Source organism: Sphingomonas ginsenosidimutans, from assembly GCF_002374835.1.
Classification (GTDB): Bacteria; Pseudomonadota; Alphaproteobacteria; order Sphingomonadales; family Sphingomonadaceae; genus Sphingomonas; species Sphingomonas ginsenosidimutans.
Genome location: NZ_NWVD01000001.1, coordinates 824,783 through 840,083, shown reverse-complemented (window position 1 = coordinate 840,083; position 15,301 = coordinate 824,783). Strand labels below are relative to the sequence as shown.

Sequence of the window (15,301 nt, the reverse complement as noted above, 5' to 3'; positions counted from 1 at the left end):
TCGGTTCGCGCAGAGGCGCAGAGAGGGCGCGATTCCGGCGGGTTGTCGTATCCGTTGCAGCGAGGCTTTGGCCGCGATGGTGAAGCGGCCCCGTGTCGGTCGTCCGGCAATACATGATCGCGGAAGAAAGGGCGTTCACCCGAGGGCGCGAAGGGCGCTCCGCTTGCCGTCCGCGTAGCGGCTTCATTTTTACCCGATGGGAAGAATGACGCTTCGCGTCCCCGCCCCCTCTCTGCCCCTCCGCGTCTCCGCGCGAACGGCCCGCTTCTTCGCATGATCCGGCGCGCAGATGGTTATGGTCAGGCGCCGCGCGCCAGCTCCTGATCGCTCGGCGTGGCTTCCGTACCCCCGCCCCTGTTCGTCAGCGACGATCGGGGAGAAGCTTATCCACAACGCGCGAAACGCCAGCGCGGCCCGGCACCTTGCGATGCCGGACCGCGCAGGCGCGTTCGGCAATCCGATCGGATCAGCGCAGCGAGGCGAGCTGGGTCACGCGCGGCGCGGCGAGTGCGGCCTGGCGCGATTCGATCTGGTTGCGGATGTCGGCGATCACCTGCGTGCGGCATGCGCGCGCCTTGTCGGCCAGCGCGAGGTGGACGCCGGCGAGACGATCGTCGCCGCACACCGCCTGCGCGGCCGCGTCCATGCGGATTGCCAGACGCTGCTGACCATCGGCGGTGGTCAGGTCGATGCCCTTGAGCTGGAGGACCGCGGCATCCTTTGCCAGCGGATTTTCGCTACCGGCGGCCTGCGCCGCGCCGGTGAATGCCAGGCCGAGCACGGCCGCGGCGATCAATCCCACCTTCATCACTCTCTCCTTCCGCCTTGTCAGCGGCCGTTCGCGCAGCGCGCGACGGCGCACGCCACATAGGGACGTGCGACAAATGCGGCAAGAAGGGGGCGGCAATTAAATCTGCATCAATGTACGCGGACCGTGAGCATGGCGAGGTCGATCCGGCGGCCGAGCAGCCCGATCGGCAGATCCGCCAGCTGCGTGGTAGTCGCCCCATCCCCCCCGCGATCGGCGGTGGTGACGCTGAGCGTCCGTGCGCGTGACGGCGACCAGGCGCGCAGCGTGTCGAGCGGCAGGCGCACGCGCCAGCGGCGCCCGCCCTCCACCGCGACCGGGTGATCGTTGATGAACACTTGCGCATCGGCACTGGCGCGCCGACCCGATACCAGCAGGCAATCGGCGACCGGGCAGGACGCCAGCCGCGCCCGCGGCGCTTCCGCCGCCGCCCCGCCGGCCGCCAGCATCGCCGCGCCGGCGGCCAGCAACACGCCGATGGTCGCGCTATTCCACCGCAATGCCCGCCTCCTCCAGAATCCGTCGCGCCGGTTCCAGCACCTCGGCATGCCGCCGCCAGCGCGCGACCGCATTGCGGTAGAGCGGCCGGCGCACCTGCGCCGCGCTGGGCGTCGAGACCGGCGCATCATTGGCATGGAAATCGAGGCAGGCGTCGGCCCACGACAGCCCGCAATGATCGAGCAACCGCCGCGTCTGCGCGGCCTGATCGGCGACCAGATCCTCATACGACAGATCCAGCACGCGGCCGGGCAGCGCATCGCGCCAATGCGCCATCAGCCGGTCGAACCGCACGTAGTAAGCGGCGATGTCGCGCAGGTCGTAGCTATAGTCGTAATAGCGCGAGCCGATCGCGAACAGGTTGCGAAAATTGCCCAGCACCGTGTCCAGCGGATGGCGGCGCAGGCAGACGATCCGCGCGTTCGGCAGCGCGCGCGCGATCGTGCCGACATAATGGAAATTGCCCGGAAACTTGTCCACGAAGCGGCGCGACGGATCGCGGCGATGGTGGCGCGCGCGGCGAAGATAGTCGCGCCCGATCGCGGCGGGATCGGAGGCGGCCGCGCGCAGGATCGTATCGGCGTCGAGCACGGTCGGCGTGCGCGTCCCCGCCGCCGCCTTGACCGCCAGCGGCATCGCCTGAAGCTCGCCCGCGCTTTCGACATCGGAGTGCGAGGACAGGATACGGTCGACCAGGGTGGTGCCGGTGCGCGGCATCCCGATAACGAAGATCGGCGCGTCGTCGGCCGCATCGATCGCGCGCGCCGCGGCAGCGACGGGCGACGCGCACTCGATCGCGTCGAAGATCGCGGCATCCCGCGCGAACGAATAAGGCAAGGTGGCGCGGTGTTCGGCGTTGGTCGCGCACAATGTCGCCAGCGCGCGGTCGGCGGCGCCAATATCGTCCAGTTCCTTGGCGAGCGCATAGCCGAGCAGCAGCCGCGCGCGGCCGTCGCGCGCACGGTTGCGCGCCGCCGCAAGCCGGTCGACATGGTGCCGTTCCGGCGCCTGCTTGCGCAACCCGGCGAGCAGATGATGGGCGCGGGCATCGTCGGGCGCGCGCGCGATCAACGCCTCCAGCGCCGCCTCCGCCGCGTCGGTGCGCCCCAGGAAGCCGAGCGCCGCGGCCTGATTGTAGCGATAGGACAGATTGTCCGGCGCCAGCGCCACGGCGGCGTCGAAATGCGGCAGCGACGCCGCATGATCGCCGAGCCGCGCATAGACGCAGCCGATCGTGTCGCGGTTGAGCGCATCGGTCGGCGGAGCAGCCTCGGCAGCGTGCAGGGTCGCGGCCGCATCGCCGTCGCGGCGGACCGCGACATAGAGCCGTGCCAGCTGCGCGCGATATTCGCCGCGCGGGTCGATCGCCACCGCACGCTCGATCCCGGAGATCGCCACCGCGACGCGCCCCGCCGCCGCATCGGCCAGCGCGGTCAGGAAATGTCCCTCCGCATCGTCGGGATCGGCGGCCAGCAGGGCGGCGGCGTGATGGCGGGTCGCGGGCCAATCACCACGGGAAAGCGCCGCGCGCGCCGCCGCTGCCGTGGTGCGGGTGGCCGCATCATCCGGCAAGGCGAGCGCCGCCGACATGGCTCAGCGCGCCACCGCTTCGCTGCCTTCGCCGCCCTCGCCCGCCATCGCGCGCCGCGCCGCGATCTTCTCCATCGCCGGGCGCAACGGGAACATCGTCTGTTCGAGGATCGACAGGCGGCGGCGGTCGTCTTGCCCCACCACGACACCCTCACCCTCGCGATAGGTGCCGAACAGCCGGTCGAGCAGGATCAGCGAATTGCCGTAGTTGGTGCGCGTTTCGTCATAGCCGGTCGAATGATGCAGGCTGTGGTGACGGATCGTGGTGAAGAAGAAGGAATAGAAGGCCGGCGGGTTCGCGCGGACATTGGCGTGCGCGAAGGTCGACACCACTGTCAGCACGCTCAACCCGCAGAACAGCGCCGCCAGCGGCACGTCGAACAGCGCGATGACGCTGAGGCTGATGAGCAGCAGTTCCAGCGGGTTGCCGACCGCGCCCTTCATCGCGTTGAGCTGCGTCAGATGGTGATGCGGCGCGTGAGTGTACCACAGGAACGTATTGTGCATCGCGCGATGCATCCAATACTGGCCGAATTCGATCACCACGATCACCAGCGCGACCTGTGCCAGGAACGGCATGTGCATCGCCCATTGCGTGGTGATGCCGGCCCACGCCTTGAACGCGCGCAACGGATCCTCCGCCAGATGCGTCGACAGCCACGAGATGACGGTGGCGTTGAACACGACATAGGCCAGATCGGTCGCGAATTCGCGCCGGTCGATCCGCCAGCCTTCATGGCGCTCCGCGATCCATTCCAGCCCCTGGACGAAGATGGTCACCGCGGCGACCATCAGGATCATCGACAGCGGATTGTCGGTCCAGCGCGCCGGCGCAAGGCCCCAGAAGGCGACCACCGCCGCCACCGTGGCGGGCGGCAGCAGATCGATCAGCGTCTGGCGGATATCGCGCGTGCCGCTCATGCCGCCGCTCCGTGATGCGCGCCGGGCGCGGGCAGCCCCCCGACCGCCCGGGCCCGCGCGGCAAGCGCCGTCATTACCAACCGAGCCGTGCCCGCCATCAGCCGCCGTGCCATCCCGCCGATCGACTGCCCGTCACCTGTCATCGTATCGCTCTGCCTCGCCGCCGCCATGCGATCAGGTTGCGCGAGCACGCGGGACGCGTGGGAGAGACTAATCTTCTATGGACGGCATAGATGTGACCTATGCCCTGCCGCGATCGATCACGAGCGGCGCTGCGCCCGGATGCGGCGATAGACCTCGTCGATGAACAATTGCGTCGCGGTGTCGCGCGACGGCTGCGCGCGGGCGAGCAGGAAGATGTCGTAGGCGGGTTCGAACTCGGTCAGCAGGATCGGCCACAGCTTGCCGGCCTTCACCGCATCCTCCGCTGCCAGCACCGGCAGGAAGCCGATGCCGACGCCGGTGACGATCAGCCGCCGCGCTTCGTTGACGTCCTCCGCCAATCCGTTGACGCGCGTACCCAGGCGATAGCGGCGGCGCAGCCGGGTGATCGCCTCGATCTCGTCATCGCCGGTGAGGACGAAGCCTTCGTCCTTCAGCTCGTTCAGGCGGCCGACGCGATAGCCGAACAACGGGTGGCTGCGCCCGCAGTACAGCTGCTGGCGCTCGACGAACAGCGGTTCGTACACCAATTCGCCGCGGTCGCCGCCGTCATAGCCGATGCCGATCTCCACCTCGCCGCGTTCCAGCGCGTCGAGCACCTGGCGCCATGGCGACACGCGGATCTCGATATGGATGGCGGGATTGCGGCGATGGAAGCTGGCGAGCGCCTCGTCGAGTTCGGGGGAAACGATCGCGGACACCATCTGGATGCGCACGATCCCCTCGACCCGCCGCGTCGCCTGCGCGACCTGGTGCGGCATCATCCGTGCCGATTCGAGCATCTCCTCGCACAGCGCCATCATCGCCTTGCCCGCGGCGGTCATCTCCACCCCGGCGGCGGTGCGCCGCAGCAGCGTGGCGCCGACATGCTCCTCCAGCCGCTTCAGCGCGGCGCTGATGCTGGGCTGCTGCTTGTTGAGCTGGCGCGCGGCGGCCCCGATGCCGCCGGCGCGGACGATGTCGACGAACGTGCGCATCAGGTTCCAGTCGACCCGGCTGGCGAATTTGCGATCGGTGCTGACCACCCGTTCGTCCATCGAAACGCCCCCCAACGTCGCGGCGACGAGATGCCGCGCACACGTCATAGACAGCATTGATGCGATTCATCAACAATCGCCATCTTCCGCTATGCCCCAGCGCGCGGTTTCCTTGCGGCATGACCGATGCCAGCCCGCTTCCCGTCGTCGATATCTCCGGCCTGGCGAGCGCCGATCCCGCCGAGCGGCGTGCGGTCGCCGCGGCGCTCGACCGGGCGTGCGTGCGCTCGGGGTTCCTGTACGTCACCGGGGCGCAGTTCGACCGCGCGCTGTTCGACCGCCTGCTGGCGACCGCGCGCAGCTATTTTGCGCAGGACAGCGCCGCCAAGATGGCAAGCTATATCGGCCAGTCGGCGAACCACAGCGGCTATGTCCCGGTCGGCGAGGAACGGTTCGCGGGCAGCCCCGGGGACCTGAAAGAGGCGTTCGACGTCAACAACGACTATCCGCACGACCACGGGCGCCGCCCGCTGCTCGGCCCGAACCTGTGGCCGGCGATGCCGGGGTTCCGCGACGGGGTGCTGCCCTATTACCGACATCTGAGCGCGATCGGTGCGCAGCTGTTCGGCGCCTTCGCCACCGCGCTGGGGCTGGCGGAGGATCATTTCGCGCCGCACCTGCGCCACCCGCCCAGCCAGCTGCGGCTGATCCATTACCCGCACGCGCCCGAGGCGGACGACCGGCCGGGGATCGGCGCGCACACCGATTACGAATGCTTCACGCTGCTGTTCGCGACCGGCCCCGGGCTTCAGGTGATCGACCCGGACGGCCGCTGGATCGACGTGCCGCAGCGCGCCGACGCGATGGTGATGAACATCGGCGACATGATGGAGACGCTGTCGAACGGCCGCTACACCGCGACGACGCACCGGGTGCGCAAGGTGCCGGACGAACGCTATTCCTTCCCGTTGTTCTTCACGCTGGACTATGACTACGTCGTCGCGCCGCTGATCCCCGGCGACGGCACACGCCACTATCCCCCGGTGGCGAGCGGGGCGCACCTGTTCCACCAGACCGCGCAGACCTTCGCCTATCTGAAGGAACGGCGCGCGCGTGGCGAACTGGTGCTGGACGACGCCATGCCGCCGCCCGGATCGTTCGGGCGGCGCGAGGCGGCGGCGGCGTGACGATCGGGGAGCTGCTGGCCGCCGCGCCGGCGACGCCGTTCGAACCGCCCGCCTTCCCGCCGCATCTGCTGGGGGCGTTCCGGCGGCGCAGCATCACCCTGTGCAGCGGCGTCACCGACGAGACGACGGTCGTCTACTGGTTCCAGTCCCGCCGCTTCACGATCGACATCCGCCTGCCCGACGGCACCGCCACCCCGGCCATCGACCGGCAGGGCTGGATCGGCGACACGCGCTGGGACGCGGGCACCGGGCAGATGTCATGGGACATCCGCACCAGCTACCAGCTGCACGACCAATGGCCCGAACCGGCGCGACTGATCGCGATCGGCAATGCGGTGATCGAGGTCGCGCCATCGGGCGCCTATGTCGAGGACTGGCGCCAGCAGGCGACGCGCGGCCCCCTGCTGGGGCTGCGGCTGGCCGCGGCGATCGACATGCGCAGCGGCGCGCGGCTGGACATGGACGGCGCATTGATCGTCGCGGGCGACCATGCCGCGATCGCGCTGTCGCGCCCACCGGAGGACGAGGCGGCGGTGCGCGCCGCGGGCGCGCTGGACCGCGCGGCGCCCGCCGCGGTGGAGCGATACGAGGTGTCGATAGCGACGCATGACGCGACGATCGTGCACAGCACCTGCCCGGCGCGGCGCGGCATGCCGCTGTGGGACGGGGCGATCGAGCGCGCGGAGGGCGGCGTCATGCTGCACGGATCGCCGCGCTGGCCGGGCTATCGGCTGCATTTCGCGATCGACTGCCACGTCCCCGACATGGCGTTCGGCACTTCGACCTCCTGCACGCCCGCCGCCCGCGAATGGCTGGCGCGCGAGGCGGGCCATGTGCTGCGCCACGCCACGGTGGCGCGATGATGCGCGGACATAGGTGGCATCTATGCCTTCCATATTTCGAACACGTCTGGCGCGATGATGGCGTTGTCAGGATGCTGCACCGCGACAGCACGGTGAAATCACGTGCGGGGGCGGGTGCGACCGTCCGGCGGGGCCTGTCCGCCCCGGCCGGCACGGGGCCGCGACCCGGATCACCCGCGGTAAGATCACGAGGGGCATGACTATGCAGGCTAATGGCCAGGCTATCGGACAGCCGACCGGACAGGGAACACGGGTCGGCAAGCGGATCATCGGGGCGCAATCCCCCGTGACGGTCGGGTGGGAGAACGTCCCCCGCGTCGAGGGTTCGCGCGCCAAGGTGCTGTTCTTCACCTGGTTCCAGCCGGCGGTGCTCTTCGCGCTGGTCGCCTTCTGGTATTATGCGCCCAATTCGATCGCCAAGGCATCGACCGCGATCGGCATCGGCATCGCGTTCAAGGCGTTCCTGCTGTTCCTGGAATGGCTGACCCCGCGCCACGAAAGCTGGAAGCTGACGTGGAAGGAACTGACCACCGACCTGTTCTACGTCGGGCTGGGCTATACCGCGCTCAGGATGGTCGAAAGCCAGATCGGCAGCGACGCGATCCTGTCTGCGATCCGCGACAATTTCGCGATGGAAAAGCTGGCGTTCTTCACCAGCCTGCCGCTGCTGGTGCAGGCATTCCTGATCATGTTTATCTTCGATTTCGGGCAATATTGGATGCACCGCGGGATGCACAACTGGTACCCGCTGTGGCTGTCCCACTCGGTCCACCATTACATCACCCAGCTGAACATCAACAAGGGCGCGGTGGGCAACCCGACCGAGCTGTTCCTGATCGGGCTGGGCATCGGCGGGATGTTCGATTTCCTGCCGCGCGCCGCGTTGCTGGCCGGGGCGATCGGCATGTCGGTCAGCACGTACCAGCACATCAACGTGCGCTTCAACACGCCGGGCTGGTGGCGTTTCCTGTTCAATACCACCGAACATCACAGCGTCCACCATTCGCAGGATTTCGAGGGCAGCCGCAGCAACTACGCCAACACCTTCATCTTCATCGACCGTATCTTCGGCACCTGCGTCGACGGTGAGGCGGAGTTGCTGGGCATGGAAGGCGGGCGCCGCATGTCGATCCGCGAACAGATGACCTATCCCTTCACCGAAGCGTGGAAGACGATGAAGGAGAAGCTGTCGCGCCGCCCCGGCACCGCATCGGTCGCCGACGCGGTGCCGGCGGAATGAACGCGGCCAGCCTGACCGTGCCCGGCCCGACCGCAAGGGGTGTGATGAATCGCCGCTTCTTCGAATCGATCTGGCACATCCGCGGCAGCGTGCCGCTGCCCCCCGAACAGTCGCGCGAGGAAGCGTTCACCCGGCTGGCGCCGCTGTTCCGCGAAACCGGCACCAGCCACGAATGCGTCGACGACACGCTGCGCTTCACCAAGAAGGACCCCGCCGCGCAGGACAAGATGGCCGTGTTCGACCATGGCGAGTTGCAGATCCGCGACGACGGCGCGGGGCGCGCGCTGCATTACCACATGGTCAGCCGGATGCTGCTGTTCTGCTTCCTGGCGCCGTTGCTGTTCGTGGCGTTCGGGCAGGCGACGATCCTGATCGGCAAATATGAGGCAGCCAAGGAACAGGCCGCGCCGAAGAAGCCCGAAAAGCCCCCGGTCGTGCGGACGCTGAACCCCATCGACAAGATGCTGGGCGCCCCCGCCCCCGAACCGCCGAAGAAGGACAAGAAGCCGGAGGGCAAGAAGGCCTCCGCCACGTCCGCCTATGTCTTCGCGGGGATCTTCGCGTTCCTCTATCTGGTCGGCCGCATTCTGGAACAGCGCGCGATCCGCCGGACGCTGGGGCGCCGGCTGGCGGGGGAATGACGGGCCGGCGGATCGCCTAGAGCGCCGCCTTCCCCCGCGCATAGGCCTGCGTACCGCGGGTGTAGATGCGGTCCTCGGGCAGGATCGTATCCACCTCGATGTCGGGCAGACCGGCCAGTTGCTCATATACCGGGCCGAAATCGGTGTTGAGCGTGACGTCGAGCAGATCCTCAAAACTGTCGATCACGAAGTAGTTCTGCTGGAAATCGTCGATCCGGTATCGGGTGCGCAGCAGCCGTTTGAGGTCGAAGCCCAGCCGGTGCGGCGACGGATCGTCGAGCGCGAAGATCGATTCGGCGTGGGACGACACGATCCCCGCGCCATACAGCTTCAGCCCGTCGTCGGTACGCACCAGCCCGAATTCGACGGTATACCAGTAGAGCCGCGCCAGCCGGTCGATCGCACCCATCGCCGCGGCGCGCTGCCCACCGCGGCCATAGGCCTGCATGTAATCGGCGAACACCGGGTTGGCGAGCAGCGGCACGTGCCCGAACACGTCGTGAAAGACGTCCGGTTCCTGAAGATAGTCGAGTTCGTTGGGGCGGCGGATGAAGTTGCCGGCGACGAAGCGCCGGTTGGCGAGGTGATCGAAGAACACGTCGTCGGGGACCAGCCCGGGCACCGCCACCACCTGCCACCCGGTCGCCGCCATCAGCCGGTCGGACAGCTCGGCGAAATCGGGGATGCCGGGCCGCGACAGCCGCAGCACGTCCAGCCCTTCGAGGAATTCCGGCGCGACGCGGCCGGGCAGCTGCCGCAGCTGGCGCGCGAACAGCGTGTCCCAGGTGGCATGTTCCTCGGGCGTGTAGCGGTCCCAGCCCTGGGGGATGGTCCAATCGTCGGCGGTGCCGGCGGGGCGGATGAGCGTGGTATCGGCCATCCGCCCCTTTTGCCGCCGTTCGCGCGCGAAATCATGCGCAATCTCGCCGCGGCGGCACCCACGCGCGTCAGGCGATCTCCGCCGCCGTGCCCGCCTGATGTTCGAACAGCCGCCGGTAATGGCCGCCGCCGAGCGTCAGCAGCGCGTCGTGCGTGCCGTCCTCCACGATCCTGCCGTTCGCGAACACCAGGATCCGGTCGAGCGCGCGGACGGTCGACAGACGGTGTGCGATGACGATCGCGGTACGCCCGATCATCAGCCGCTCCATCGCCTGCTGGATCGCCGCCTCGCTTTCCGAATCGAGGCTGGAGGTCGCCTCGTCCAGGATCAGGATCGGCGCATCCGCCAGGAAGGCGCGCGCGATCGCGACGCGCTGACGCTCGCCGCCCGACAGCTTGACCCCGCGTTCGCCCACCAGGGTGCGATAGCCGCGCGGCAGCCGCATGATGAAGTCATGCGCATTGGCCAGCCGCGCCGCCTCCTCGACCTGTGCCGCGGTGGCGCCGGGGCGACCGTAGCCGATGTTCTCCGCCAGCGTGCGGTGGAACAACACCGGTTCCTGCGGCACGATCGCCACCTGTTGCCGTAGCGACCGCTGCGTCGCGCGCGCCACATCCTGTCCGTCGATGGTGATCGTTCCGGCATCGACATCGTACAGGCGCTGGATCAGCTTGACGAAGCTGGTCTTGCCCGATCCCGACGGGCCGACCAGCCCGACGCGCTGCCCGGCCGGAATGTCGACCGACAGATGCTCGTACAGCGGCCGGTCCTGTCCGGCGTAGCGGAACGTCACGTCGGCGAAGCGGATCGCGCCCCGCGTCACGCGGATCGGCTGCGCATCGGCGCGATCGGCGACGCCCAGCGACTCGTCATGCAGCGCGACCAGTTCCTCCATCTCGTTCACCGACCGCTGGAGCTGATGCACATACTGGCCGATGTCGCGCAGATAGCCGTTGAGCACGAGATAGCTGGTGACGACATAGGCCATGTCGCCCGCACTCGCGCGGCCCTGCCCCCACAGCCACAGCGCGGTTCCCGTCACCGCCAGCCGGATCAGCCACAGCAGCACCAGCTGCCCCGACCCCGCCCAGGTGAACGCCATCCAGGTGCGCAGCGTGCGCCGCCGCCATTTGGCGAGCACACGCGCCAGCCGCGCTTCCTCCGCCGCCTCGCCGCCGAACGCCTTGACCACCGCATTCGTGCCGACCGCATCGGCCAGCACGCCGCCGATGCGCGTGTCCCACTGGTTCGACAGCCGCGCGATCGGCGCCAGCACGCGCGTCGCCAGCCCGACCGTCAGCACGATATAGGCGACCGCCCCCACCCCCATCACCGCGCCCAGCAGCGGCCAGTGCAGCGCCAGCAGCACGACCGTCCCCGCCAGCACCGTCAGCGACGGCAGCAGCGACAGGAGCAGCACGTCGTTGAGCAGATCGAGCGCCCACATGCCGCGGGTGATCCGCCGCACGGTCGAGCCGGAGAAGGCATTGCTGTGCCAGTCGCTCGACAACCGCTGGACGCGCGCGAACGCCTCCTGCGTGACGTCGCGCATCATCCCCAGCGTGAACGGGGTGATCGCCCACCAGCCGAGGTGGCGGAACACCACCATCGCACCGCTGAGCCCCGCGATCATCGCAAAGGCATGCCACGCCGCCGCCGGATCGCCGCGCCCGACCGCATCGATCAAGGCGCCGGCATAGGGCGGCCCGAACACCTCGGTCAGCGTCGACAGCAGCATCGCGCCGACGCACGCCGCCGCCAGCGCGGGCCGCCGCCGCCACAGGCGGAAGGTGAAGGCCAGCACCCGGCGCAGCACGGAGGCGCGCGGAAACAGATCGTTGTCGTCGTCGTCGTCGGTCATCGGAGCATGTCGCAGCGCCGGTGGGCGCGCGCCTTCGTGTCAGCGGTAGAGGATCAGGGCGACGGGCGCGCATGGCGCCCCGCCCGCGTCAGTGGCGGCGCAGGCCGCCCAGGCGCAGGTCGGCGATACGCGTGATATGATCGAACATGCTCGCCCCCCGTCTGAATCGCTGAACGCCCCCCGATAGCAGCCCGCGCCCGATCGCGCCAGAGCCGCCCTGCCGGGCGCTTCGCGCGTGGACGATCGCGGCGCGCATGATAGGACATGCCGCGACAGGCACGGCGGGACGGCGGCGAGATGGAACAGGCGCGGACGCAGGACGCGGCGGCGGAGGAATGGCCGGCGCGGGCCTGGGGGCTGGCGGCGGCGGGGGCCGTCATCGGCAGCGCCGCCCACGCGCTGACCGACCATGCGGGCAGTGCCGGCGCGGCGCGCGACGCGCTGTATGCGCTGGCGACGTTCCTCGTGGTCGCCGGCGTCGCTGCGGCGATCGTGATCGAGCGCCCGCGCCCGGCACGGGACCTGATGTTCGCCGCGGCGACCGGCGCGGTCGTCGCGCTGGTGACGTGGTGGAACCTGCCGCTGACGTCCGGCAGCTCGCCCGATATCTGGCGGATCGTCTGCGCGGTACTGGCCGGCGGAATCGCGGTGCCGCTGTACCAGGGATGGCGCGGCGCGCGCGTGGGCGCCGATACGGGGCGGCTGCCCTATGCGGCGATCCACCGCCATGCGTGGACCGACCTGATCCTGTCGATCGGCGCGGTCGCGTTCCTGGCGATCGCGTGGCTGCTGGCGTTTCTGCTGGCGCAATTGTTCGCGCTGATCGGGCTTCGCGTCATCGAGCGGCTGTTGCGCCACGGCTGGTTCGGCTGGCCGCTGTCGGGCGTCGCGCTGGGCGCCGCGATCGGGCTGCTGCGCGAGCGGGCGGCGATGCTGGCCGCGATGCAGCGCGTCGTCACCACGATCCTGTCGGTGCTGGCGCCGGTGCTGGCGACGGGATTGCTGCTGTTCCTGGCGGCGCTGCCGTTCACCGGGTTGGCGCCGCTGTGGCAGGCGACCAGCGCGACGACGCCGATCCTGCTGTGCTGCGTCGCGGGGGCGCTGATCCTGATCAACGCGACGATCGGCGACACGCCCGAGGATGACCCGCGCGCGCCGGTGCCGCGCATCGCGGTGATGACGCTGAGCGGCGCGATCCTGCCGCTGGCGGTGGTGGCCGCGATATCCACCGGCGCGCGGATCGCGCAGCACGGGCTGACCCCGGACCGGCTATGGGCGCTGGTGTTCACCGCGATCGCCTGCGCCTATGGCCTGGCCTATGCCGTTGCGCTGGTGCGGCGGCGACAGCGGCTGGCCGGCGACCTGCGCGTCGCGAACCTGCGGCTGGCGCTGGCGATCGCAGCGGGCGCGTTGTTCCTGGCGACGCCGCTGGCGGCGTTCGACCGGCTGTCGGCGCACGACCAGCTGGCGCGGCTGGAGAGCGGGCGCGTGGCGGCGGCGGCATTCGACTGGACCGCGATGCGGTTCGACTACGGCGCCCCCGGCATCGCGGCGCTGCGCCGGCTGGCGACGCGCGGCATGACCGCGGAGATCCGCACCACCGCCACGCGCACGCTGGCGCGGACGACCCGCTACGACCTGGACCATCTGACCACCCCGCCAAAGGACCGGCTGACCGTCCTGCCGCGCGGCGCGGCGCTGCCCCCGCGTCTGTACGACCGGCTGAGCGATATCGAGGCGTGCGGCCCGTTCGACCATTGCGTCGTCCTGATCCAGCCCGATCCGCGCGAAGTGGTGATCGTCAACGACGCGCATATCACGACATGGCGCGACGACGGCACCCGCTGGCGCGCGGTTCCTGCGCCACGTTTCGTGATCGACGCACGGCAGCGCGCCGCGCTGGAACGCGGCGAGGCGGAGGTGCGCACGGTGGAGCGGCGCCAGTTGTTCATCGGTGGACAGCCGGTCGGCGATCCGCTGCCATAGGGCTCTTACCCCCCGGGTCGGCCGGGGCCATTGAACGCGATCGCAACCATATCCGATACGATCGGATTAAAGCCTTCTCCAGCATGGATCAAAAATGCGTGATCCTGGCACGATAACGCCCGGATTTCCGGGCCGTGCGGGCTCAAACTTAACCCTTGTTTATCGTTTGCGCACATAAATGAGCCGTCGCGTTAGCGCGGGTCAAACATGCGCCATGTGGCGTCGGAGAGGTACAATGCTCTACTGGTTCAAGGCAAAGGCGCCGATCCGGCGCAAGTTCGATGTCTTGTTCTGCCTTTACACCTTTTTGGGGGCGAGCATGATGGCGGCCACCGCGCTGCTCGGCGCGGGCGTGATCGGCGCCAGCACCGCAGTGACCATCGCCGCGCTGGCGTTCGTCACGACCGTCGTCGTCGCGTTCGGATCAAAGAAGCTGATCTGCGATCCGTATGTCGGCACGGTGGTGCGCATGGAGGGGCTGGCAGCGGGCGATCTGAGCACGCCGATCGACTTCACCGATTTCACCGACTGCGTCGGTCGCATGACGAAGGCGATGGACGTGTTCCGCCGCAATGCGGAGTCGGTCAATGCCGCCGCCGAAGCGCAGAAGGTGGTCGTGGGCGCGCTGGGCAACGGGCTGGGCCGGGTGGCCGAGAACGATCTGACCTATCGCATCGACATGGCATTCCCGGCCGATTACGAAAAGCTGCGGACCGACTATAACCGCGCGATGGACGCGGTGAGCCGCGCGATGAGCGCGGTGGCCGAAGCGAGCCACGGGATCAACGGGGGCGCCGCCGACATCCGCCAGGCATCGGACGACCTGTCGCAGCGCACCGAGCAGCAGGCCGCCAGTTTGGAAGAAACCGCCGCCGCGATGGACGAGATCACCACGACCGTGCGCGAAACCGCCGCCGGCGCGCAGCGCGCCAACTCGGTCGTCGGCGAAGCGCGCGGCGAGGCCGAGCAGTCGGGCACGATCGTCCAGCGCGCGATGGACGCGATGGGCGGCATCGAGCGCGCTTCGAGCGAAATCTCCGAAATCATCAGCGTCATCGACGGGATCGCGTTCCAGACCAACCTGCTGGCGCTGAACGCGGGTGTCGAAGCGGCGCGGGCGGGCGATGCGGGCAAGGGCTTCGCGGTCGTCGCATCGGAAGTCCGGGCGCTGGCACAGCGATCCGCGGATGCCGCCAAGGACGTCAAGACGAAGATCATGGCATCGTCCGAACAGGTCCAGTCCGGTGTCCAGCTGGTCAGCGAGACCGGCAGGGCGCTGCAGCGGATCATCGGGCGGATCAGCGAGATCAGCGACCTGGTGGGCACCATCACCACGTCCGCCGAACAGCAAGCGACGGGGTTGCAGCAGGTCAATACCGCCGTGTCGGAAATGGACGGCGTGACCCAGCAGAACGCCGCGATGGTCGAACAGGCGACCGCCGCCGCGCGCAGCCTGGCCGAGGAAGCCGACCGGCTGGTGGCGGAAGTGGGCAAGTTCCGCGTCGGCGGCCAGACCGGCCGCGCCGCGCCCGCCGCGCCCGCCTCGCCGGTGCATGCGCTGCAGGCCCGCGCCGCACAGGGCAGCCGCACGATCGCCCGTCGCGTCGTGGCGGCGGGGGGAGGCGCCGCCGCAGCGCGCGTCGTGGAAGAAGGCGACTGGTCGGAGTTCTGACGCGCCGCATCCACT

The 15,301-nt window shown here is 69.2% G+C and carries 13 protein-coding genes; 6 read left to right on the top strand and 7 right to left on the bottom strand.

Annotation, left to right across the window (positions count from 1 at the left end; all coding sequences use genetic code 11):
• Nucleotides 1-466: 466 nt before the first annotated feature.
• The 5 genes from COA17_RS03875 to COA17_RS03855 all read right to left on the bottom strand — a co-directional run bounded on the left by COA17_RS03875 (nt 467) and on the right by COA17_RS03855 (nt 5,016).
• Entirely contained in the window at nt 467-802 is a 336-nt protein-coding gene (locus tag COA17_RS03875; protein WP_342746832.1) for a UrcA family protein, read from the bottom strand.
• A 116-nt stretch (nt 803-918) separates the two neighbouring features.
• Entirely contained in the window at nt 919-1,308 is a 390-nt protein-coding gene (locus COA17_RS03870) for a hypothetical protein (protein WP_245857402.1), read from the bottom strand.
• On the bottom strand, nt 1,295-2,896 hold the full coding sequence (locus COA17_RS03865) for a tetratricopeptide repeat-containing sulfotransferase family protein (protein WP_096610239.1): 1,602 nt from the start codon (nt 2,894-2,896) through the stop codon (nt 1,295-1,297). Before COA17_RS03865 ends, COA17_RS03870 begins: the two co-directional genes overlap by 14 nt.
• 3 nt (nt 2,897-2,899) lie before the next feature.
• Nucleotides 2,900-3,817: a sterol desaturase family protein gene (locus COA17_RS03860; protein ID WP_066487688.1), complete on the bottom strand. Its 918-nt coding sequence runs from the start codon at nt 3,815-3,817 to the stop codon at nt 2,900-2,902.
• 260 nt (nt 3,818-4,077) lie between these two features.
• A complete protein-coding gene (locus COA17_RS03855) occupies nt 4,078-5,016 on the bottom strand; it encodes a LysR family transcriptional regulator (protein ID WP_066487695.1) in 939 nt (312 codons plus the stop codon).
• Nucleotides 5,017-5,135: 119 nt separating this feature from the next.
• Here COA17_RS03855 and COA17_RS03850 point away from each other — a divergent pair, with 119 nt between their 5' ends.
• The 4 genes from COA17_RS03850 to COA17_RS03835 all read left to right on the top strand — a co-directional run bounded on the left by COA17_RS03850 (nt 5,136) and on the right by COA17_RS03835 (nt 8,887).
• Complete coding sequence (locus COA17_RS03850) at nt 5,136-6,143, top strand: isopenicillin N synthase family dioxygenase (protein ID WP_096610237.1); 1,008 nt, start codon at nt 5,136-5,138, stop codon at nt 6,141-6,143.
• Nucleotides 6,140-7,006 (top strand): hypothetical protein, encoded by an 867-nt coding sequence (locus tag COA17_RS03845; protein WP_096610235.1) that lies wholly within the window; start codon nt 6,140-6,142, stop codon nt 7,004-7,006. Before COA17_RS03850 ends, COA17_RS03845 begins: the two co-directional genes overlap by 4 nt.
• A 196-nt stretch (nt 7,007-7,202) precedes the next feature.
• The gene (locus COA17_RS03840) at nt 7,203-8,246 is read left to right on the top strand and encodes a sterol desaturase family protein (RefSeq protein WP_245857400.1); all 1,044 of its coding nucleotides are present in this window, start codon (nt 7,203-7,205) and stop codon (nt 8,244-8,246) included.
• Nucleotides 8,243-8,887 (top strand): hypothetical protein, encoded by a 645-nt coding sequence (locus COA17_RS03835; RefSeq protein WP_342746826.1) that lies wholly within the window; start codon nt 8,243-8,245, stop codon nt 8,885-8,887. The genes COA17_RS03840 and COA17_RS03835 overlap by 4 nt, the downstream gene beginning before the upstream one ends.
• A 16-nt stretch (nt 8,888-8,903) precedes the next feature.
• On the opposite strand, the gene phhA is transcribed toward COA17_RS03835, so the two are convergent.
• Together phhA and COA17_RS03825 are read right to left on the bottom strand one after the other, a co-directional pair.
• On the bottom strand, nt 8,904-9,767 hold the full coding sequence (gene phhA / locus COA17_RS03830; RefSeq protein WP_096610231.1) for a phenylalanine 4-monooxygenase: 864 nt from the start codon (nt 9,765-9,767) through the stop codon (nt 8,904-8,906).
• A 67-nt stretch (nt 9,768-9,834) separates the two neighbouring features.
• Nucleotides 9,835-11,628: an ABC transporter ATP-binding protein gene (locus COA17_RS03825; protein ID WP_096610229.1), complete on the bottom strand. Its 1,794-nt coding sequence runs from the start codon at nt 11,626-11,628 to the stop codon at nt 9,835-9,837.
• Between the two features lie 297 nt (nt 11,629-11,925).
• On the opposite strand from COA17_RS03825, the gene COA17_RS03820 reads away from it, so the two are divergent.
• Both COA17_RS03820 and COA17_RS03815 read left to right on the top strand, forming a co-directional pair.
• A complete protein-coding gene (locus COA17_RS03820) occupies nt 11,926-13,614 on the top strand; it encodes a DUF4153 domain-containing protein (RefSeq protein ID WP_096610789.1) in 1,689 nt (562 codons plus the stop codon).
• Between the two features lie 235 nt (nt 13,615-13,849).
• Nucleotides 13,850-15,286 carry a methyl-accepting chemotaxis protein gene (locus tag COA17_RS03815; protein WP_096610227.1) on the top strand — a complete coding sequence of 479 codons (1,437 nt, stop codon included), beginning with the start codon at nt 13,850-13,852 and terminating at the stop codon, nt 15,284-15,286.
• Nucleotides 15,287-15,301: the final 15 nt, after the last annotated feature.